We start from the raw sequence: 18,427 nt of genomic DNA on the forward strand, positions 1-18,427 counted from the left end.
AGTCTAGCACGAGAGGCCACCCCCTTGGGGTAAAATCCTCCGCGTGTTGACGGACCGCAAGCGCCTGGGGCTTCTCGTCCTCCTGGGAGGGGGGGGCACCCTCCTCCTCTGGTACCTCGCCCCCTGGGCCGTGCCCCATAGGGTCTTCGGCGGCGAGGGGGTGCTCCTCAACCCCTTCGGCCACCACCTGCCCCAAGGGAGCCTGCCCCAAGGCTACCGGGACGCCTGGCTCTACCCCGTCTTCTACCTCTCCCTGGCCTGGCTTGCCCTGAGCCTCCTCCTCCCCTGGACCAAGGCGGGCCCCCAGGGGCTCTACTGGGCGGGGGCCCTGGGCCTAGGGCTTTTCCTCCTCACCTACCTCCTCTTCCAAGGGAGCGTGGCCCAGGTGAACGCCGGGGCGGAAAGGCCCCTCCTCAGGCGGTATAGCCTGGGCCTTGGGAGCTACGCCACCTTGGCCTACGGCCTCTACCTCCTCCTCCTCGCCCGGGTCTTTTCCCCGGGGGGGCTCGCCCTTTTGGTGCGGAGGCGGGGGGTGGTGGTGCCCCTTTTCTCCCTCCTCCTCGCCTCCCTCCTAGGTGGGGCCATCGTGGCCGTGCTCAAGGAAAGCCCCGGGGAGGCCGCCACCTGGCGGGAGGCCCTTATGCTCAAGCTGGACCTCATCACCTACACCTACCAGCTCCTCTATAGCCCCCTGGTGAGCCCTTCGGGGTTTCTCCAAAGCCTCCTCCTCGCCACCCCCCTCATCTTCACCGGGCTTTCCGTGGCCCTGGGCTTTAGGGGCGGCCTCTTCAACATCGGGGCCCCGGGGCAGCTCATCCTGGGGGCCATCGCCGCCATGCTGGTGGGGGTCTACCTCCCGGGCCCGAGGTGGCTCGTCCTGCCCCTGGCCCTCCTCGCCGCCGCCTTGGCCGGGGGGCTTTGGGGGGCAATCCCGGGCTGGCTCAAGGCCCGCTTCGGGGCCCACGAGGTGATCAACACCATCATGTTCAACTACATCGCCGCAAGCCTCTTCCTCTTCCTCATCTCCGCCAACGAGTACAAGTTCTTCGGCCAAACCCTCCACCTCCCCTTCAAGTACCCCGGCTACGAGGCCCGGAGCTACGAGGTCCGGCCCGAGGCCCGCATCCCCCATTGGACCGACCTCGTGGCCCCGGGTGGGGAGCTCTCCTTCGCCCTGCCCCTCGCCCTCCTCCTGGGGGTTTTGGGCTACTTCCTGGTGCGGAGGAGCCTGGGCCACCGGGTCCTCGCCGCAGGCCTCCTCGGGGCCTTGGGCTACGGGCTTGGGGGGCTTCTTCCCGGGCCCCAGGTGGCCTTCGGCCCCGACCTCACCTCGGTGCGCCTGAACGGGGCCTTCCTCCTCGCCCTCCTCGCCCTCCTCTTCTTCCACCTCTACGTCTTCCGCCACGTGGGGGGGTATGAGCTTCGCGCCCTGGGCCTCGCCCCCAAGGCGGCGGAGTACGGGGGGGTGAACCCGGGAAGAAAGGTGGTCTGGACCATGTTCCTGGCGGGGGCCCTGGCGGGCCTCGCCGCCACCCACTACGTCCTGGGGGGCGGGATTGACGAGTACCGCCTGAAGCAGTCCCTCCCCTACTCCGTGGGCTTTGACGGGATCGCCGTGGCCCTCATGGGGCAGAACACCCCCCTTGGGGTGGGCCTCGCCGCCTGGCTTTTCGGCATCCTCCTCACCGGGGGGCTCCAGGTGAACCTGCAGCTTGGCATCAGCCGGGAGCTGGTGGCGGTGCTCCAGGCCCTCATCGTCCTCTTCATCGCCGCGGGGGGCTTCCTCCCCCGGTACTTCACCGACCCCCTGAGGGCCGCGGAGGTGGAGCTCAAGGCGGAAAAGGAGGTGAAAGAATGAGTCTGGACGCCGCCTTCCTCACCGCGCTTCTCCTCTCTACCCTGCGCCAGACCACGCCCCTCCTCCTCACCGCCCTCGGGGGGATGTTCTCGGAGAGGAGCGGGGTGACGAACATCGCCCTGGAAGGGATCCTCCTCTTCGGCGCCCTCACGGCGGCGGTGGTGGTGGAGCGCCTCGAGGCCGCCCTAGGCCCCGGGCCCCATCCCTGGCTCCCCTGGGTGGGGGTGGTGAGCGCCATGGGGGTAGGGGGCCTGGTGGCCTTCGTCCACGCCCTGGTTTCCATCAAGTACCGCGCGGACCAGATCATCAGCGCCACCGCCATCAACCTCCTGGCCCTGGGGGCCCCAAGCCTCGTCCTCACCTACTTCTACGGCAACGCCACGAGCTCCAAGGAGGTGGTAAACCGCCTCCCCCTCCTCTTCGGCCTCTCCCCCGTGGTCTACCTGGCCTTCCTCCTGGTGCCCTTAAGCTGGTGGGTCCTCTTCAAGACCCCCTTCGGCCTCCGCCTGCGGGCCGTGGGGGAGCACCCCGAGGCCGCGGACACCCTGGGGGTGAACGTCCACCGCATGCGCTACATCGGGGTGGTCCTCTCCGGGGTTTTGGCGGGGCTTGCGGGGGCCTACCTCTCCATCGGCTTCCTGAACCAGTTCGTGCGGGGCATGTCGGCGGGGATGGGCTTCATCGCCCTGGCGGCCATGATCTTCGGCAACTGGCACCCCGCGGGCATCCTCTTCTCCACCCTCCTCTTCGGCCTCGCCTCGGCCCTCGCCATCCAGCTCCAGGGGAGCGAGATCCTCCCCGCCGTCTTGGTCCAAGCCTTCCCCTACGTGGTCACGGTCCTGGTCCTGGCGGGCTTCATCGGCCGGAGCCGCCCCCCGGCCGCCGTGGGCAAGCCCTACGAGAAGTAGGCGCGAAGCCGCCCCAGGCGGTGGGTAAGCCTCAGGCGGCTTCCGTCCCGGAAGACGAGCTCCACCCCGTTTTCCAGGAGGGCGAAGCCCTGGAGGCGCTCCGCCCCCACCCCTTGGGCGAAGCGGGCGTGGGCGTCCGCCCTGAGGTAGAGGAAGCCCTCCTCCAGGAAGACCTGGGCCTCGGTCCGCTGGCGGTTGAAGACCAGGCGGCGCACCCTCCTGGCGAAGGCCTCCGCCTCCTTCACGGCGCGAAGGTCTCCTCGGCGGGGCGCCCGTAGAGGCCCTTGCCGTAGTAGAGGAGGGAAAGGCCAGGCTTAGGCCTTCCCTTCTCGTCCAGGAGGCCTTCCTCCTCCCAGACCGCCACCACCCGGCCCACGAAGAGGTCGTGGTCGCCGAGGGTGTGGACCTCGAGGAGCTCAAGCTCGTAGGCGGCGTAGGCCCCTTCCAGGATGGGCACTCCCAGATGGCCCAGGAAGTGGGGGGCCTGGCCCTTGTCCACCTCCCGGCCCGAGCGGCTTCCCAGCCAGTGGACGAGGTCCTTTTGCTCAAAGGGGTGGAAGCTTGCCGAGAAGCGGCGGGCCTTCAGGAGGAGGCCGTGGGTGAAGCGCTTGGGGCTGATGGAAACCCCGAAGAGGGGCGGGTTGGCGGAGAGGCCCGTGTTCCACACCGCCGGGCAGAAGTTCACCCTCTCCCCCACCCGCACCCCCACCACGGCGGGGACGCCGGGGTAGTAGTGGTAGAAGGCGGGGAGGGGGCCTTGGGGGAGGTAGCTCCTCACGCGAGCTCCTCCTTGGAGACCTCGAGGGTCTTCCCGTCCTCCAGGTGGAGCTCCACCGTGCCCTTCAAGGGGTTCACCTTCTGCACCTTGCCGCAGACCCCCTCCCTCGTGCACACCCGGGCGTTCTTCTTGGGAAGCTCCTTGAGAAGCTCCTGGTAGACGGGGTGCTCGTAGGTGAGGCAGCAGAGAAGCCTCCCGCAGGGGCCCGAGATCTTCTCGGGGTTTAGGGGAAGCTGCTGGTCCCGGGCGAGCTTGATGGAGACCTGGGCGAAGCCCTGGAGCCAGGTGGAGCAGCAGGACTCCATGCCGCAGGCCCCCAAGGTCCCCAGGTAGCGGGCCTCCTCCCGGGGGCCTTCGGCCACGAACTCAATCCGGGCCCCCAGGGCGCGGGCGAGCTCGGGGGCAAAGCGCCTCAGGTTCACCCGCTCCTCGGCGCTGTAGTGGATGACGAGGTGGCGGCCGTCCAGGGTGAAGTCGCACCCCAGGATCTTGGCCTGCACCCCTTCCTCCCGGAACCGGGCCCGGACGAAGTGGAGGGCCTCCTCCGCCCGGGCGCGAAGCCTCGCCGCCCGGTCCAGGTCCTCCTTGGAGGCGAGCCGCACCACCTCCCCCGAGGCCGGCCGGTCCACGGGAGGGGTGCGGACCCGGCCCACCTCCAGCCCCCGTCCGGTGCGGACCACCACGAAGGCGTCCACGGGCGGGGCCTCCCCCCGGAAGCGGACGTAGCGGAGGACGGGGGTACGGAAGCGTACGCCCACGGTCATGTCCCTAAGTCTAAGGCCAGCCGGGCGAGGACCAGCTCGGGGCTCACGTACCCCTCCAGGGCCTCCCGCGCCCGCTCCAGGGCGAGAAGGTGTTCCGGGCGCTCCAAGACGGCGTGGAGGGCGTGGACCCCCTCCTCCTCGGCCAAAAGCTCCCGAAGCAGGGCGAGGCGCTCCAGGGGCGAGGCCTTCAGGACCCTTTGCGCCCTGGCCATGCGGGCCCGGTACCCCTCCGGGTCCTGGAGGGCCCTAAGGAGGCGGCCCGGAGCCCCGGCGGCGTAGCGGAGGAGCTCCGGGTCCTGGGTGAGGGCGCGCAGGGCCTCCTCGGGCACGGGGGCGAAGGCCACCTCCGTGGCCCGGGAGGCCAGGGTGGGGAGGAGGGTGGCGCGGCTTGGGGCGATGAGGACGATGCGGGCGTAGGAAGGGGGCTCCTCCAGGAGCTTGAGGAGGGCGTTGGCCGCGGCCTCGGTGAGGAGGTGGGCCGAGTCCAAGATGGCCACCTTCACCCGCTCCCGGGGGTGGCTGGAGAACCACTCCAAGAGGGGCGCCACCTCCTCCAGCCGCACCTCGGCCCGGCCCCGGAGGTCCCGGGCCTTGGGCCCCACCTCGAGGACGTCCGGGTGCTCCCCCAGGGAGGGCGGGGGGAAGCCGCGGTTGAGCCCCCAGGCGTACCAGCGGGCCACGGTGCGCCGCCCCACCCCCTCGGGGCCGGAGAAGAGCAGGGTCTGGGCGGTGAGGCGGGGAAGGAGGGCGAGAACGGCCTCGTGCCCGATTATTGCCCCAGGGTGAGCCGGGTGTAGAGCCATGGGGGAAAGCCCTCCTCCGCAAGGCGGGCGGCCACGCGCTCCAGGTCGTAGGCCACCCGGTAGAAGGCGATCCGGTCCCCCTCCCAAAGGGCGAAGGCCGCCCCCGGGACCCCGTCCCTGGGCTGGCCCACGGAACCCGGGTTCACCAGGGCCCGCACCGGGGGGGGCAGGACGAGCTCCCCCCCTTCGGGGAAGGCCTGGTAGCGCACCCAGGGGCGGGGGCCCTGGAGCTCCAGAAAGGCCCCCGCGAGGTGCGTGTGCCCGTGAAAGGCGAGCCGGGCCCCGCTGCAGCGGAAGGCCTGCCGGGCGGGGGCCAGGTCGTCCAGGTACTCCCAGGGGTCGCAGGGGCTTCCGTGGACGAGGAGCGCCCCCTCCACCTCCCTCTGCCAGGGCCAGGAGGCGAGGAAGGCGAGGTTTTCGGGGGAGAGGCGGCGCCTTTGCCACTCCAGGATCTCCAGCACCACGCCCTCCACGGGGAGCCGGTCCAGGGCGAGGAGCCAGGCGTCGTGGTTCCCCAGAACGCACTCCGCCCCCACCTCCCGGAGCCAGCCGAGCACCCGGTCCCCGTCCGGGTAGTAGCCCACCGCGTCCCCCAGGAAGAGCACCCGGTCAAAGGGGGGGGCGGCCTGGAGCACCGCCTCCAGGGCGGGCCAGTTCCCGTGGATGTCGGAGAGGACCAGGTGGCGCACGGGGTTAGAATAGCATGGGCATGGCTTCGGACCTTTTGGAACGCCTGAGCGAGGACCTCGAGGTCCTCTCCCTCCACGCCCGCGCCTACCTGGACGAGTTCGGCACCCTTCTTTGCTACCTGGAGGGGGGAAGGGGCGGGGGCACCACCCTCCTCCACGCCCCCTACGCCGAGGCCCTCCCCGTGCTCCAGGCCCTAAACGGCCTCGCCTTCCGGGGCCGGGTCCTCCTCGCCCTGGACCCCTCCCCCCTCTCCCCCACCCTGGAGGGCCTCCCCCTCACCGGGCCCACCCGCGCCCCCCTGGAGCACCTCCTCCGCCGCCACCGCCCGGACCGCCTCCTCCTGGCCTTTTACGGGCAAGGCCTGGGTCGGAGCTTTCCCGGGGGGAAGGAGACGGAGGCGGGCTGGCGGCCCCTTAAGGCCGAGGGCGAGCCCCTCCACCTCCGGGTGCGAAGCCCCACGGGCCTCGTCTACCCTGAGCGCCGGGCCTACCCCGCCTGGGAAAGCCCGCCCCTCCCCGTGGACCTGCCCGAGGCCGAGGGCCCCTACCTCGGGGGGGTAGGGCGGGCCTTAGGGGTTTCCACCTACGGGGTGGGGCTGGTAGACTTGAAGGCGAGCTTGGAGGCGCTTTTCCGCCTCTTCTAGGGAGGGAAGTATGGTGTACATCGCATTGTTCGCCCTGGGTGCGGCCCTGGTGACCCTCTTCTTCTACCTCATCCTCAACCCGCGGGTCCTCACCACGGAAGGGGAGACCTTTGACCTCAGGTTCGTCCTCTTTATGCTCATCCTCATCCTCCTGGCCGCGGGCACCGTGGCCCTGATGCTCCTCATCGGAAAGGCCCACCACCTGCTTTAGGGCCTCCTCGAGGCCCGAGCCTGGGCCTCCTCCAAGGCCTTTTTAGGGGGCACGTTTCCTTTTAAAGCCTTCTCCAAAGCCTCCTCCAAGGGAGGCGCCCAGAGGAGGAGGGGGGCTTCCTGGTGCCATGGGGCAAGGCGGGGCTTCTGGTCCAGGAGGAGGCGGCCCGCCTCTTCCTTGCGCCAAGCCTCCTGGGCCTCTAGGTTCAGAGGCAGGTAGAGGGTACCCCGGGCCAAGGCGAGCTGTCGGTGGCCCTCGGCCAGGTGGCGGTAAAAGGCGAGAAGGCCTTCCCTCGCCTCCGGGCCCGCGTGGCGGAAGGCCACCAGCACCGAGCCGGAGGCGGCCACCCGACCTTGAGGCTCCAAGGGAAGCGGGGCAAGACCTATGGCGAAGGGAAGCCGGGTGCGGCCCTCCACGGCGCGAAGGAGGGTGGAGGGGCCTAGGGCCATAAACGCCTTCGTCCTGAGGAAGTCCGCTCCCGCAGCGAGAATTTCCGTGGCGGAGCGCACCTGGAGGACCCCCTCCCGCTTTAAGGCCTCGAGGTACTCCAGGGTGCGAAGGGCTCCTTCCCCGTCCAAGGCGGGACGACCTGCTTGGGCAAGCCTCCCCCCTTGGGCCAAGACCAAGGCGGCGAAGCTGTAGACGTCAGCGGAGAAGAGGAGCCCCTTCGCCGAGCGGGTGGAAAGCGCCCGGGCCACCCTCCCCAGCTCGGCGAAATCCTTAGGAGGCGAAAGCCCCCGGGCTCCGAAAGCCTCCCGGTTGTAAAAAAGCACCGCCACGGAAACGCCCACCGGGTAGCCGTAAAGCCTCCCTCCCACCTCCCCTAGGCGCAGAAGGGCAGGGTCCAGGCCAGGGATTCCCGGAGGAGGAAGGGGGACCGCCAGCCCCTCCAGGGCGAGGACCGGAAGGAAGCCGAGCTCCACTTGGGCCACGGGAGGCGCCGTGCCGTTGCGAAGCGCGGCGGCGAGGAGGACGCCGAGCTCCCTATAGTCCCCCACGAACCGGGGGAGGATCCGGAAGCGCCCCTGGGAACGGTTGAAGGCTTCGGCCTCCGCCTCCAGGAACCCCCCCTCCCCCAGGGTGTGCCAGAGGGGGATTTCCACTTGGGCCAGGGCCAGGCTCAGGAAAAGGCCGAGGGCAAGCCCTCGCATTCTCACTACCTCCTCTCCGCCGCCAGGGCCTTCTTCTGGGCCTCCTCCAGGGCCACCCTGGGCCTCACCCCCTGCTTGAGGCTTTTCTCCAGGGCCTCCTCCAGGTAGCCGTACCAGACCACAAGCTCAGGGTCCTGGCTCCAGGGGCGGGCCGCCTCCCCTTGGGCGAAGACCGCCTGCCGCTCGGGGTCCTGGAGGAAGTCCTTAAGCTCGGCCTCCGCCGCCCGCCTCAAGGGCAGGTACCAGGTGGTGCGCACCCAGTCCGCCTGGCGCTTGGGCTCCAGGAAGTGGCGCCAGAAGGCCACCGCCCCCCGGGCCTCCTCGGGACTCGCCCCCTTGAGGACCACGAGGACCGCCCCCGAGAGGGGGACGGCCCCGCCCGGGACCCGGGGCAAGGGGGCGTACCCCACCTGGAAGGGGAGGGCGGTCTGGGCCAGGACCACAGGGAGGGCCGTGGTGGGGCCGATGCCCATGAAGGCCTTGGTCCTGAGGAAGTCGGCCACGGCGAAGGGGGCCTCCGCCAGGTTCCTGGCCTGGGCGTGCCCCTTTTGCACCATGCGGTAGAGCATCTCCAGGGCCTCCACCACTTCTTTAGAGGTGAAGGCGGGAAGCCCGTCCTTCACCAGGCTTCCCCCCAGGCTCATGACGATGGCGTTGAAGCTCCACACGTCGGTGGCGATCACCATCCCCTTGGCGGTGCGGCTGGTAAGCGCCTCCGCCACCCGCTCCACCTCGGCCCAGGTCCTGGGGGGCTTAAGCCTGAGCTCTCATCACTTTGAGGGCTGGGGCTTGACAAGGGAAGAGAAGAGGGGGGTAAGTAAGGTGTGCCGCCCACCACCCCCCTTTCCCAAGTTATCACCCTCTGGGTCCATAAGGTCTTCGCCTCCCTCAGGAAAACCATCCGCTCCAACCTCGCCCTCTTCCTGTCCACCCTCCTCACTACCCCCCTGGACCCCACCCTCTCCGACCTCGCCCGCAGAACCCCCCTCCCCACCCTGGCCCAAAGCCGCCTCAATCGCCTCTGGCGCTTCCTCCATCACCCCACCCTGCAAGACCCCTGGGCCCTCACCGAAGCCCTCCTCCCCCTCCTCGTCCCTCGTTTCCCCAAAGACCGCCCCCTCCCCCTCATCGTGGACTGGACCTTCACAGAGGACGGTAGGCACCAAGCCCTGGTGGCCGCCCTTCCCCTCAAGGGAAGGGCCCTGGTGGTGGCCTTCGCTCTTCACCCCCTCTCCCCTTTCCCCAGTCAAAACCGGGTGGAGGAGGAGTTCCTCCACCGCCTGGGCCGCGCCGTCCAGGACCTGGGATATACCCCCCTCTTCCTCCTGGACCGCGGCTTTGACCGGGTCTCCCTGATGCGAAAGCTCCAGGGGTGGGGCATGGGCTTCCTCATCCGCCTGCGGCAGAACCGGGAGGTGGAACCCCAAGGGGGGAAGCGCCTTCCCCTGAAGGAGGGCTACCAGCGTGTGGTCCACCCCCTGCGGGAGGAGGTCCGCCTTTTCGGACACGGTGGGGAGGGGGTAGAAGTCACCCTCCTGGTGTACCCAGGGGGTCGGGATCCCTGGTATCTGGCCTATTCGGGCCCTTTTGGGGGGGAGCCGCCCTATGGGTGGCGGATGTGGATTGAAGAGGGGTTTAGGGACCTGAAGGGGCAGGGGTTTGGGCTGGACCGCCATCGGCTGCGGACGGGGGCGAGCCTCAGGGGGTGGTTATGGCTTCTGGCCTTGGGGATGGCGCTCTTGGTCCTTCTGGGGGCGCGCTTGCAGGGCAGGGAATGGCTTCCCCGGCTTCTGGCCCATCCCGAGCGGCAAAGCCTCTTCCGTCTGGGCCGGATCGCCCTGGCCCAGGGGCCCCCGCCTTGGAGGGAAGCAGTGGTGGAGGAGCTGGTCAGGTTGCTTCAGGAACTGGGGGGAGGAAAGTGATGAGAGCTCAGGGGCTTAAGCCCCTTGGCGCGGAAGGCGTCCTTGTTGTAGTAGAGGGCGGGGACCGAGACCCCGAGGGGAAGGCCGTAGGTCCTTCCCTGCACCTGGCCCGCCTTGAGGGGGGCGGGGTAGAGGTCCTGGGGCAGGTCCTGGAGGTGGGCGTCCAGGGGAAGGGCGAGCCCCTCCTTTGCGAGGCGGGGCAGGAAGGAGAGCTCGGCGTGGAAGAGGGCGGGCGGCCTGCCGGAGCGCAGGGCGGCGAGGAGCTTCACCCCGGCCTCGCGGTAGTCCCCCACGTACCGGGCCTCGAGGCGGTAGGCGTTCTGGCCCGCGTGGAAGGAGCGGATCGCCTCCTCCAGGACCCGGTCGCCGGGAGGGCCTGCGGTGTGCCAAAAGGGGATGACCGTCTGGGCCAGGGCCAGGGAGAGGATGGGCAGAAGGGCGGAAAACCCCCTCATGCCCCTAAGCCTACCGGGAAACGGGTGAGAGGTCTGAAAGGGGGAGGGAAAGGCCCTTGAGGAAGGGGGCCGCCCGGGCCCTCAGCTCCTCCCGGGCCGCAAGGAAGAGGCGGCGCACCTTTGGCCCCGGAAACTCAGGGCCCAAAAGCTCCTGGGGGAGGCCGGGGTCCAGGAAGAGGAGCTTCCTCGCCTCGTGGACGAGCCGGGTGAGGTGGCGGAAGGCCTCCACGGGGTCCTCGGGGCTTTGGCCCAGGAAGGCGGCAAGCCGCCCATAGCCCGCCTTGGCCTCCTCCAGGGGGAAGGCCCTGAGGACCTCCTCCTTTCCCCCGAGAAGCTCCCCTTGGAAGCAGGTGGCGGCGAGGCCGTAGAAGCCGAGGAGCTCCCGGGTGGCCTCGAGGTCCACCCCAACCCCCAAATAGACCCCGCTTTGCAGCCCTCCGTAGCCCAAAAGGGCCATCTCCCGCCGGAACCTCTCCCTCTCCCCCCGGTCCTTGGGCCCCTCGGGAAGGACGAGGAGGAAGCGCCCGTCCCACGGGGGGAGGGGCCCGTAGAGGCGGCGGCGCACCTGGCGCACCTGCCAGTAGACCCGGTCGGAGAGGGCGTAGGAGGCGGCCCGCCCCTCCCGCTTGGGCGCCACCCAGCCCCGCTTGGCGCTCCGGGAAAGCGCCGCCCGCACCGCCATCTCCGAAAAGCCCAGGGCGGCCATCATGGCCACGAGGTCCCGCACCCGGGCCGCCCGTTCCGGGTAGACGTACTCCACGAACAGGGTGAAGAGGGTGGACCTGGCCCGCATGGCTTAAAAGATAGGCTCAAGCCGCCTTTCCCGATACTCCCTGAGGGCCCCTTCCAGGAAGGCGGCGAGGGGCATCGTCCCCAGGTTGCCCTTCTTCCGGCGGCGCACGCTCACCGCCCCTTCGGCCTTCTCCCGCTCCCCCACCACGAGGATGTAGGGCACCTTCTGCACCTCGGCGTCCCGGATCCGGGCCTGCATCCTCTCGGGCCTCGTGTCGGCCTCGGCCCGTAGGCCCGCCTCCTTGAGCCTTTCCGCCACCTCCCGGGCGTAGTCCCCCTGCTTCTCGGACACGGGGACCACCACCGCCTGCACCGGGGCGAGCCACAGGGGGAAGTCCCCGGCGAAGTGCTCAATGAGGATGCCGATGAAGCGCTCCAAGGAGCCGAAGGGGGCCCGGTGGAGCATCACCGGGCGGTGCTCCTCCCCGTCAGGCCCCACGTAGGTCAGGCCGAAGCGCTCGGGCAGGTTGTAGTCCACCTGGATGGTGCCGAGCTGCCACTCCCGCCCCAGGGCGTCCTTCACCACGAAGTCCAGCTTGGGGCCGTAGAAGGCGGCGTCCCCCGGCTCCACGGTGTACTGGAGCCCGGCCTCGAGGGCCGCCTCCTCAATCTGCCGCTCCGCCAGGGCCCACTTGGCCTCGTCCCCCACGTACTTGCCGCTTCCCGGGTCCCGCACCCCGATCCGGGCCCGGTAGTCCCTAAGCCCCAGGGTGGCGAAGACCTTAAGGACCAGGTCCAAGACCCCGAGGAACTCCCCCTTCACCTGGTCGGGAGTGCAGAAGATATGGGCGTCGTCCTGGGTGAAGCCCCTAACCCTCGTGAGGCCAAGGAGTTCCCCCGCCTTCTCGTAGCGGTAGACCGTGCCGAACTCGGCAAGCCTTAGGGGAAGCTCCCGGTAGGAGCGCTTCCTATAGGCGTAGATCCTGATGTGGTGGGGGCAGTTCATGGGCTTGAGGAGGTATTCTTCCTCCTCGCCCCGCTCCTTGAAGCTGATGGGGGGAAACTGGCTTTCCGCGTAGTAGGGGTAGTGGCCGCTGGTCTTGTAGAGCTCCAGGCTCCCGATGTGGGGCGTGGTCACGAGCTGGTAGCCCCGCTTCACCTGCTCCTCCCGCATGAAGGCCATGAGCTCCTCCCGGACCACGTTCCCCTTGGGAAGCCAGAGCACCAGGCCCTTCCCCACCATGGGGTCTATGAGGAAGAGCTCCAGCTCCCGGCCCAGGCGCCGGTGGTCTCGCTTCTTGGCCTCCTCCAGCTGCCAGAGGTATTCCTTAAGCTCCTCGGCGGTGCGGAAGGCCACCCCGTAGACCCGCTGCAGCATGGGCCTCTTCTCGTCCCCCCGCCAGTAGGCCCCCGCCACGTGGGTGAGCTTGAAGTGGGGGGGGATGCGCCCCGTGGAGGGCACGTGGGGCCCGCGGCAGAGGTCGGTGAAGCCGTAGGCCTCGTCCCCCTGCTGGTAGAAGCTGATCTCCTCGCTTTCGGGGATCTCCAGGATGAGCTCCGTCTTGTAGGGGTCCTTCCCCCGGTAGCGGGCGAGGGCCTCCTCCCGGGAGAGGACGAAGCGCCTTAGGGGGAGGTCCCGCCTGAGGATCTCCCGCATCTTCTCCTCTATGGCGGGGAGGTCCTCGTCGGAGAGGGGCTCGGGGGCTTCTATATCGTAGTAAAAGCCCTTCTCAATCACGGGCCCCACCCCGAGCCTCACGCTTTCCGGGTCATAGCCCTTCTCCCGGAAGAACTCCTTCACCGCCTGGGCCAGGACGTGGGCCAGGGTGTGGCGGAAGAGGGTCTGGAACTCGGGGTCCTTCTCCGTGAGGAGGCGCACCCTGGCCCCCTCGGGGAGGGGCTTCAAGAGGTCGTAAAGCTCCCCGTTCACGATGGCCCCCACCGCCCGCCGCTCCCAGCCCTCCCCCAGGGCCCGGGCCACGTCCTTCGCCGTGGCCCCCGGGGGGAGCTCCAGGGGCTTGCCGTCCGGCAGGTGGACCGTCATGCCCTCTACTATACCGGGCGCGGAGCCTATAGCCCAAAGGGGTCTTTGAGGTGGCTCAAAAACTCCTCCCGGGTCTTCTGGTTCTCCCGGAAGACCCCCAGCATGGCGCTCGTCACGGTGCGGGAGTGCTGCTTCTCCACCCCCCGCATCATCATGCAGAGGTGGACCCCTTCCACCACCACCCCCACCCCCTGGGGCTCCAGAACCTCCTGGATGGCCTCGGCGATCTGGACCGCGAGGCGCTCCTGCACCTGGAGCCTGCGGGCGAACATGTCCACGATGCGGGCGAACTTGGAAAGGCCCAGGATCTTCCCGTCGGGGATGTAGCCGATGTGGACCTTGCCGAAGAAGGGGAGGAGGTGGTGCTCGCACATGGAGTAGAACTCCACGCCCTTCACCACCACCATTTCGCTTCCCTCCGCCGGGAAAACGGCGCCGCCCACCACCTCCTCCAGGCGCTGCCGGTAGCCCCGGGTGAGGAAGGCCCAGGCCTTGGCCACCCGCTCCGGCGTCTTCAAAAGCCCCTCGCGGCCGGGGTCTTCCCCGATGACCTGGAGCCACTCGGCGGCGAGGGTCTGAAGGCGCTCCAGGTCCACCTCGGTGGCAAAGGTCAAGCCCGTGTCCTCAAGTTCCACCATCTTGCGCTCCATGCTGCCCCTTTCCTGCCCCCCGCTCTGTGGCCCCGGGCTCACTCCGGGACGAGAAGCCCTTCCGCGAGAAGGGGCAAGGCCTCTTCAGGGTCCAAGGGAAAGCCCTGGGCCGCCCGCCTGAGGGCCTCGAGGGCCTCCTTCCTCGTGCGCTTAAGCTGGAGGTGCACCTCGCTGAAGGGGTTCAGGGCGTCCTGGCCCCTCAGGGTGAGGCGGTAGCGCCTCGGAGCCTCCACGGGGAAGAGGGCCTTCCGGTAGCGCTCGGCGAGGGTCCGGTAGCGGGGGGCGTTCCCGGGAGGGTCCACGGGGCGGACCACCCGGGCCGGGACCCCGAGGGCGAGCCTCCCCTCGGGCACCTCCATGCCCGGCGGCACCACCGCCCCTGCCCCCACCACGGCGTTTTTGCCGATCCTCGCCCCGTTCAGCACCACCGCCCCCATGCCCACGAGGGCCCCTTCCTCCACCACCGCCCCGTGGACCACCGCCCGGTGGCCCACGGTGACCCCAGGCCCAAGGAGGCAGGGAAAGCCGGGGTCGGCGTGGAGGACGGCCCCGTCCTGGACGTTGGTCCCGGGACCCACCACCACCCTTTCCAGGTCCCCTCGGACCACGGCGCCGAACCAGATGGAAGCCCCCTCCCCCACCTCCACCGCCCCCACCACATAGGCCCCGGGGGCGATGAAGGCCGTGGGATGCACCTGGGGCACCTTGTCCTCAAAGCGGTAGACGCTCAAGGGCCACCTCCAAAAGCCCCAGGTCCTCGGGGAAGGCGAGGAGGGCCCGGGCCTCCTCGGGGGAGAACCACCCCGCCCCGGTCATGCCCTCCTCCAGGCGGGGCGCCCCTTCCCCCCGCATGAGGAACCAGTGCACCTCCCGCTCCACCCCCTTGGGGTTGACGTAGCGGGTGGGGTAGAGGGGAAGGAGGACCTCGGCCCGGACCCCCGTCTCCTCCCAGACCTCCCGCACCGCCGCCTCCTCCAGGCTCTCCCCCGGCTCCGGGTGGCCCTTGGGGAAGACCCAGAAGCCCATGCGGTCGCGAAGGAGGAGGACCTCCCGTTTGGCGTTGAAGACCACGCCCCCGGCCCCTAGCTCCATCCGTACCTCCCCTTGAGGTAGCCTAAGGTGGCCTCGTCCACCTCGGGCCCCCCCCGGTAGCGCTCTTCCAGGTTCTCCATGCCGATTAGGGCCAAAAAGGCGCGCTCCGTGGCTTCGTCAAAGACCCCGTGGGCCTCCCCGGCGTAAAGCCCGAGGCGCCCGAGCACCCCCTGGAGCCAGCGCACCTCCTCCTCGGTGAGGGGGCGGCGCTCCTTGGGCCGTTCAAAGAGGAGGCGGTGGAGGGAGAGGAGCCGGAAGAGCTCGTCTATGGGCTCGGGGTGGTCGTCCACGCGGAGGTCCACGTACCGGTCCCAAAGCCCCCCGTACCCCTTCCCCTCCCCCACCACCAGGAGGGCGGCGGACTGCTTCCCCCGCTTATCCCCCCCGGCCTCCTCCCCCGCCTTCAGGGCCAAAAGGAGCCTCTCGGGGAAGGGGGCCTTGGCGGTGAGGAAGGCCTCCACCATGGCCTCCACCACCTCGCCCCCCGAAAGGAGGTTCCCCTGGGCCGCGTACCCCTTTCCCGCCACCCCCCCGGCCCAGGGGTGGCACTCGGCTCCGGTGAAGGTGAGGCTCTCCCCCGTGGCCGCCACCAGGCCGAACTGGCGCTTTTCCAAGTCGGGGTCGGTGCGGCGGAAGGCCTCGAGGACCCCTTCCGGGCTCGCCCCCTGGCGGAGGAGGGCGAGGCCCTGGGGGCCAAACCGGGGGTTGGCGTAGGACTGGGTGGCGAGGGCCCCCACCCCCGCCTCGGCGAAGGGGACCACCGCCCCCACGGCCAGGAACTTGCTGGCCACGGCCACGCCCAGGTCCCCGGTCTTGGGGTCTTGGGCCACCAGGGAGAAGGTCGCCACCCGCATGCCCTTATCCTAAGGGCCTTCCCGTGGTGGAGTGGCGGATTGGTGCACCCATGGAGATTGGGCGGTCCTGGACCCCTCCCGGAGGAAGCGCCCGGTGGGAAGGCAAAGGAAAACCGGGGGCGGCCTCCCCACCCCCGGGCCCCCTTTAGGCCTACTCCTCTTCCCGCTCCCCGTAGGTTTCCAGGGCCTCTTTCCAGGCCTCGCTGATGGCTTTCCCCTGCTCCATGGTCCACCTCCTTATGCCCCAGGGTAGGGGAAGCCCGAGGGAAGCCGGGGGCTCTAGGGGGTAGACCCGTACACCCCTTGTGGGTGTAGGGACGAGGAGGCTACACCGCTTCAGGACTGGAGGAGGGCCTCGGCCTCGAGGCGGGCGAGCACCTTCTCCAGGCTCCCCCCCCGCCAGCGCTCCACCGCGTAGGCCGAGAGGGGAAACCGGGCCTGAAGCCGCTTGAGGAAGCCCAGGGCGTCCTCGGGGCGGCCTCCTTGGAGGACGAGGAGGTACCCTCCCCGAAGCCTAAAGGCCAGGTCCCCCCGCCTGAGCTCCGCCTCCAGCCTCTCGGGCGGGGCCTCCGTGGCCAGGTAAACCAAGACCAAAGGCCGCCTCAGGGCGAGGCCCTCCAAGGCCCCCGCCAGGCGCAGGAGGTCCTCCCGCGTCCCCACCCCCGGCAGGGGGGGCAGGAGGGGGGCCTCCCGCCCCGTGCCCAGGAAGAAGGCCACCCCCAGGGCCAAGGCCCCGAGCACCCCCCCAAGGGCGGCGTAGCCGGGAAGGTCAAGCCCCACCAGGCGCAGGGCGCCTTCTAGGGCGCGCTCAAAGGCCAGAAGGCTAAGCCCAAGCACCAGGGCGAGCTGCACGGGGAAGGCCACGGGAAAGCGGGAGTAGAGGCTCGCCACGGCGGCAAGGAGAAAAGCGGCGAGAAGAGCGCCCCACCCCACCGTCCCCACGGGGTCCGCCACGGCCAGGGGGAGGAGGCCAAGGAGGAAGAACCCCCACGGCAAGAGGAAGAGGGCCCGCATTCCCCCCAAGCCTACCACAGGCCCCCTTGCCCCCGGCTTAGCATGGAGGGGTGGAGCCCCTGGCCGAGCGACTCAGGCCCCGAAACCTGGACGAGGTCCTGGGCCAGCCCCACCTCACCGGCCCCAAGGGGCTTCTAAGGCGGATGCTGGAGGCAAGGCGGCTTTCCTCCATGGTCCTCTTCGGCCCCCCGGGCACGGGCAAGACCACCCTGGCGAGGCTCCTCGCCGAGGGGGTGGGAAGGCCCTTCCTAAGGCTTTCCGCGGTGGAGGCGGGGCTTAAGGAGGTGCGCCAGGCGGTGGAGGAGGCCAGGGCGAAGGGGGGCCTCGTCCTCTTCCTGGACGAGATCCACCGCTTCAACAAGGCCCAGCAGGACGCCCTTCTGCCCCACCTGGAGTCGGGCCTCCTCACCCTCATCGGGGCCACGGCGGAAAACCCCGCCTTCGCCCTCATCCCCGCCCTCCGCTCCCGCCTCCGCCTCTTCCCCTTAAGGCCCCTGGGGGAGGCCGACCTCCTCGCCCTCCTCAAGCGGGCCCTGGAAGACCCGAGGGGCCTTCCCGGCACCCCTTACGAGGAGGAAGCCCTACGGGTTCTCGCCCAAGCGGCCGGGGGCGACGCCCGCTTTGCCCTGAACACCCTGGAGCTCGCCGCAAGCTTCGGCCGGGTGGACCTGAGGAGCGTGCGGGAGGCCCTGGGGGCGGAGCGCTTCGCCATGGACCGGGAGGGGGACCGGTTTTACGACCTGGTCTCCGCCCTCCACAAGTCCTTGCGGGGAAGCCACGTGGACGCCGCCCTCTACTACCTGGCGAGGCTCCTCCGGGGCGGGGCCGACCCCCGCTACCTCGCCCGCAGGCTCATCCGGGTGGCGGTGGAGGACGTGGGCCTCGCCGACCCCCTGGCCCTCCGCCTCGCCGTGGCCGCCAAGGAGGCCTACGAGGCCTTGGGAAGCCCGGAAGGGGAGCTCGCCTTGGTGGAGGCCGCCATCTACCTGGCCCTGGCCCCCAAGAGCCACAGCCTCTACGCCGCCTGGCAAAAGGCCCAGGAGGCGGCGGAGGCCCACCCCGAGGCCGAGGTCCCCCTAAACCTAAGAAACGCCCCCACCGGCCTCGCCCGCGCCCTGGGCCACGGGGAGGGGTACGCCTACTACCACGAGGACAAGGAGGGAAGCTTCGCCCAGCCGTACCTCCCCGAGGGCCTGGAAGGCCTCACCCTCTTTGAGGCCCTGGGGGAAGGCTGGGAGGAGCGGGTGCGGGAAAGGCTCAAGGCGCTAAGGGAGAGGTTCCAAAGCGCCAGGCGGCGGAGAGGCTGAAGAGGACCCCGTCCATCCCCGGCCCGCCCAAGGCCCCCACCTCCGCGACCCAGTTCCCGCCGTAGACCCCCGCGGAAAACTGGTAGAGCAACCCCCACCCCCCTCCCAGCACCCCCAGGAGATGGAGCCTGGGCGAGAGGTAGTAGCCTCCCCCGCCCAGGATGACCCCCCCGTCCAGGACCACGGGCACCCCCCACCTACTCCAGTCCGCCCCCTGGCCCAAGTCAGGCGGGAGGGTGAGGCCCGCGTCCAGGGCCACCCCGGGGGCCAAGCCCACCTTCACCCCGCCCCGGAGGCCCCACTGGAGGGAGAGGTTGTACTCCAAGGTCCCGTCCCCCTTGGCGTAGGCCAGGTAGGGCAGGGGAAGCACGGGGTAACGGTCTCGGTTGGCGAACGGATTGGGCATCAGGGTCGCCCCCAGGGAAAACTCCGCCCCCCGGGCGGGCTCCGGAGGGCGCAGCATGGCCACGGGGAGGCAACCGGAAAGGACCAGGGCAAGCGCCAACGCCAGGGCGCGCACGGCCTTCACCCCCTTTCCCTACGCCTTCAGT

At 69.9% G+C, this 18,427-nt stretch carries 21 protein-coding genes and 1 pseudogene; 6 read left to right on the plus strand and 16 right to left on the minus strand.

Features of this window, described 5'->3' with window-relative positions; translation table 11 throughout:
* Positions 1-43 precede the first annotated feature (43 nt).
* Both TthTMY_RS11085 and TthTMY_RS11090 read left to right on the plus strand, forming a co-directional pair.
* On the plus strand, positions 44-1,858 hold the full coding sequence (locus TthTMY_RS11085) for an ABC transporter permease (RefSeq protein ID WP_223903284.1): 1,815 nt from the start codon (positions 44-46) through the stop codon (positions 1,856-1,858).
* Complete coding sequence (locus TthTMY_RS11090) at positions 1,855-2,766, plus strand: ABC transporter permease (protein WP_096411290.1); 912 nt, start codon at positions 1,855-1,857, stop codon at positions 2,764-2,766. The genes TthTMY_RS11085 and TthTMY_RS11090 overlap by 4 nt, the downstream gene beginning before the upstream one ends.
* Here the strand turns inward: TthTMY_RS11090 and TthTMY_RS11095 are convergent.
* From TthTMY_RS11095 to TthTMY_RS11115, 5 genes are read right to left on the minus strand one after another with little or no spacing between them, the layout of a single operon-like run.
* Positions 2,754-3,011, minus strand: coding sequence for a hypothetical protein (locus TthTMY_RS11095; RefSeq protein WP_096411291.1), 258 nt, complete (start codon positions 3,009-3,011; stop codon positions 2,754-2,756). The two genes, TthTMY_RS11090 and TthTMY_RS11095, sit on opposite strands and share 13 nt — an antisense overlap.
* The gene (locus TthTMY_RS11100) at positions 3,008-3,544 is read right to left on the minus strand and encodes a flavin reductase family protein (protein ID WP_096411292.1); all 537 of its coding nucleotides are present in this window, start codon (positions 3,542-3,544) and stop codon (positions 3,008-3,010) included. Before TthTMY_RS11100 ends, TthTMY_RS11095 begins: the two co-directional genes overlap by 4 nt.
* Positions 3,541-4,308 (minus strand): PSP1 domain-containing protein, encoded by a 768-nt coding sequence (locus TthTMY_RS11105; protein ID WP_223903285.1) that lies wholly within the window; start codon positions 4,306-4,308, stop codon positions 3,541-3,543. The genes TthTMY_RS11100 and TthTMY_RS11105 overlap by 4 nt, the downstream gene beginning before the upstream one ends.
* Positions 4,305-5,111, minus strand: coding sequence for a DNA polymerase III subunit delta' (locus tag TthTMY_RS11110; protein WP_096411293.1), 807 nt, complete (start codon positions 5,109-5,111; stop codon positions 4,305-4,307). Before TthTMY_RS11110 ends, TthTMY_RS11105 begins: the two co-directional genes overlap by 4 nt.
* The gene (locus TthTMY_RS11115; RefSeq protein WP_223903286.1) at positions 5,078-5,800 is read right to left on the minus strand and encodes a metallophosphoesterase family protein; all 723 of its coding nucleotides are present in this window, start codon (positions 5,798-5,800) and stop codon (positions 5,078-5,080) included. Before TthTMY_RS11115 ends, TthTMY_RS11110 begins: the two co-directional genes overlap by 34 nt.
* A 14-nt stretch (positions 5,801-5,814) precedes the next feature.
* Here TthTMY_RS11115 and TthTMY_RS11120 point away from each other — a divergent pair, with 14 nt between their 5' ends.
* Together TthTMY_RS11120 and TthTMY_RS11125 are read left to right on the plus strand one after the other, a co-directional pair.
* Entirely contained in the window at positions 5,815-6,444 is a 630-nt protein-coding gene (locus TthTMY_RS11120; protein WP_223903287.1) for a hypothetical protein, read from the plus strand.
* Positions 6,445-6,454: 10 nt separating this feature from the next.
* Complete coding sequence (locus TthTMY_RS11125; protein WP_096411294.1) at positions 6,455-6,655, plus strand: hypothetical protein; 201 nt, start codon at positions 6,455-6,457, stop codon at positions 6,653-6,655.
* Here TthTMY_RS11125 and TthTMY_RS11130 read toward each other — a convergent pair.
* Positions 6,652-7,806 carry an extracellular solute-binding protein gene (locus tag TthTMY_RS11130; RefSeq protein ID WP_096411295.1) on the minus strand — a complete coding sequence of 385 codons (1,155 nt, stop codon included), beginning with the start codon at positions 7,804-7,806 and terminating at the stop codon, positions 6,652-6,654. The two genes, TthTMY_RS11125 and TthTMY_RS11130, sit on opposite strands and share 4 nt — an antisense overlap.
* Positions 7,807-7,811: 5 nt before the next feature.
* A pseudogene (locus TthTMY_RS11135) lies at positions 7,812-8,564 on the minus strand (extracellular solute-binding protein); the annotation flags it as partial.
* A 66-nt stretch (positions 8,565-8,630) separates the two neighbouring features.
* On the opposite strand from TthTMY_RS11135, the gene TthTMY_RS11140 reads away from it, so the two are divergent.
* A complete protein-coding gene (locus tag TthTMY_RS11140) occupies positions 8,631-9,728 on the plus strand; it encodes an IS4 family transposase (RefSeq protein ID WP_096410490.1) in 1,098 nt (365 codons plus the stop codon).
* Here TthTMY_RS11140 and TthTMY_RS11145 read toward each other — a convergent pair.
* The 8 genes from TthTMY_RS11145 to TthTMY_RS11180 all read right to left on the minus strand — a co-directional run bounded on the left by TthTMY_RS11145 (position 9,704) and on the right by TthTMY_RS11180 (position 16,569).
* Positions 9,704-10,183 carry an extracellular solute-binding protein gene (locus tag TthTMY_RS11145; RefSeq protein WP_223903289.1) on the minus strand — a complete coding sequence of 160 codons (480 nt, stop codon included), beginning with the start codon at positions 10,181-10,183 and terminating at the stop codon, positions 9,704-9,706. The two genes, TthTMY_RS11140 and TthTMY_RS11145, sit on opposite strands and share 25 nt — an antisense overlap.
* Before the next feature lie 10 nt (positions 10,184-10,193).
* Positions 10,194-10,976, minus strand: a complete 783-nt coding sequence (locus TthTMY_RS11150) for a PaaX family transcriptional regulator C-terminal domain-containing protein (protein ID WP_096411296.1) — start codon at positions 10,974-10,976, stop codon at positions 10,194-10,196.
* Between the two features lie 3 nt (positions 10,977-10,979).
* The gene (gene thrS, locus TthTMY_RS11155) at positions 10,980-12,959 is read right to left on the minus strand and encodes a threonine--tRNA ligase (protein WP_223903290.1); all 1,980 of its coding nucleotides are present in this window, start codon (positions 12,957-12,959) and stop codon (positions 10,980-10,982) included.
* Positions 12,960-12,985: 26 nt separating this feature from the next.
* Complete coding sequence (folE, locus tag TthTMY_RS11160) at positions 12,986-13,609, minus strand: GTP cyclohydrolase I FolE (RefSeq protein WP_172844656.1); 624 nt, start codon at positions 13,607-13,609, stop codon at positions 12,986-12,988.
* Between the two features lie 38 nt (positions 13,610-13,647).
* On the minus strand, positions 13,648-14,340 hold the full coding sequence (locus TthTMY_RS11165) for a gamma carbonic anhydrase family protein (RefSeq protein ID WP_096411298.1): 693 nt from the start codon (positions 14,338-14,340) through the stop codon (positions 13,648-13,650).
* Positions 14,321-14,701, minus strand: a complete 381-nt coding sequence (locus tag TthTMY_RS11170) for an NUDIX hydrolase (RefSeq protein WP_011228981.1) — start codon at positions 14,699-14,701, stop codon at positions 14,321-14,323. Before TthTMY_RS11170 ends, TthTMY_RS11165 begins: the two co-directional genes overlap by 20 nt.
* Positions 14,692-15,555: a DUF1028 domain-containing protein gene (locus TthTMY_RS11175; RefSeq protein ID WP_096411299.1), complete on the minus strand. Its 864-nt coding sequence runs from the start codon at positions 15,553-15,555 to the stop codon at positions 14,692-14,694. Before TthTMY_RS11175 ends, TthTMY_RS11170 begins: the two co-directional genes overlap by 10 nt.
* Positions 15,556-15,891: 336 nt before the next feature.
* Complete coding sequence (locus tag TthTMY_RS11180) at positions 15,892-16,569, minus strand: hypothetical protein (protein ID WP_172844657.1); 678 nt, start codon at positions 16,567-16,569, stop codon at positions 15,892-15,894.
* A gap of 50 nt (positions 16,570-16,619) precedes the next feature.
* Between TthTMY_RS11180 and TthTMY_RS11185 the strand changes: the two genes are divergently transcribed.
* A complete protein-coding gene (locus TthTMY_RS11185) occupies positions 16,620-17,876 on the plus strand; it encodes a replication-associated recombination protein A (RefSeq protein ID WP_096411301.1) in 1,257 nt (418 codons plus the stop codon).
* On the opposite strand, the gene TthTMY_RS11190 is transcribed toward TthTMY_RS11185, so the two are convergent.
* The gene (locus tag TthTMY_RS11190; protein ID WP_096411302.1) at positions 17,827-18,405 is read right to left on the minus strand and encodes a hypothetical protein; all 579 of its coding nucleotides are present in this window, start codon (positions 18,403-18,405) and stop codon (positions 17,827-17,829) included. The genes TthTMY_RS11185 and TthTMY_RS11190 overlap by 50 nt on opposite strands.
* Positions 18,406-18,427 lie beyond the last annotated feature (22 nt).

It is taken from the genome of Thermus thermophilus, from assembly GCF_019974155.1.
GTDB lineage: Bacteria > Deinococcota > Deinococci > Deinococcales > Thermaceae > Thermus > Thermus thermophilus_C.

Excerpts from the sequence above, each read along its gene's own strand:
- TthTMY_RS11090 (WP_096411290.1), top strand. The coding sequence starts at position 1,855 with ATGAGTCTGGACGCCGCCTTCCTCACCGCGCTTCTCCTCTCTACCCTG.
- TthTMY_RS11105 (WP_223903285.1), bottom strand. The coding sequence starts at position 4,308 with ATGACCGTGGGCGTACGCTTCCGTACCCCCGTCCTCCGCTACGTCCGC.
- TthTMY_RS11110 (WP_096411293.1), bottom strand. The coding sequence starts at position 5,111 with ATGGCTCTACACCCGGCTCACCCTGGGGCAATAATCGGGCACGAGGCC.
- TthTMY_RS11120 (WP_223903287.1), top strand. The coding sequence starts at position 5,815 with ATGGGCATGGCTTCGGACCTTTTGGAACGCCTGAGCGAGGACCTCGAG.
- TthTMY_RS11125 (WP_096411294.1), top strand. The coding sequence starts at position 6,455 with ATGGTGTACATCGCATTGTTCGCCCTGGGTGCGGCCCTGGTGACCCTC.
- TthTMY_RS11130 (WP_096411295.1), bottom strand. The coding sequence starts at position 7,806 with ATGCGAGGGCTTGCCCTCGGCCTTTTCCTGAGCCTGGCCCTGGCCCAA.
- TthTMY_RS11145 (WP_223903289.1), bottom strand. The coding sequence starts at position 10,183 with ATGAGGGGGTTTTCCGCCCTTCTGCCCATCCTCTCCCTGGCCCTGGCC.
- TthTMY_RS11150 (WP_096411296.1), bottom strand. The coding sequence starts at position 10,976 with ATGCGGGCCAGGTCCACCCTCTTCACCCTGTTCGTGGAGTACGTCTAC.
- thrS (WP_223903290.1), bottom strand. The coding sequence starts at position 12,959 with ATGACGGTCCACCTGCCGGACGGCAAGCCCCTGGAGCTCCCCCCGGGG.
- folE (WP_172844656.1), bottom strand. The coding sequence starts at position 13,609 with ATGGAGCGCAAGATGGTGGAACTTGAGGACACGGGCTTGACCTTTGCC.
- TthTMY_RS11170 (WP_011228981.1), bottom strand. The coding sequence starts at position 14,701 with ATGGAGCTAGGGGCCGGGGGCGTGGTCTTCAACGCCAAACGGGAGGTC.
- TthTMY_RS11175 (WP_096411299.1), bottom strand. The coding sequence starts at position 15,555 with ATGCGGGTGGCGACCTTCTCCCTGGTGGCCCAAGACCCCAAGACCGGG.
- TthTMY_RS11180 (WP_172844657.1), bottom strand. The coding sequence starts at position 16,569 with ATGCGGGCCCTCTTCCTCTTGCCGTGGGGGTTCTTCCTCCTTGGCCTC.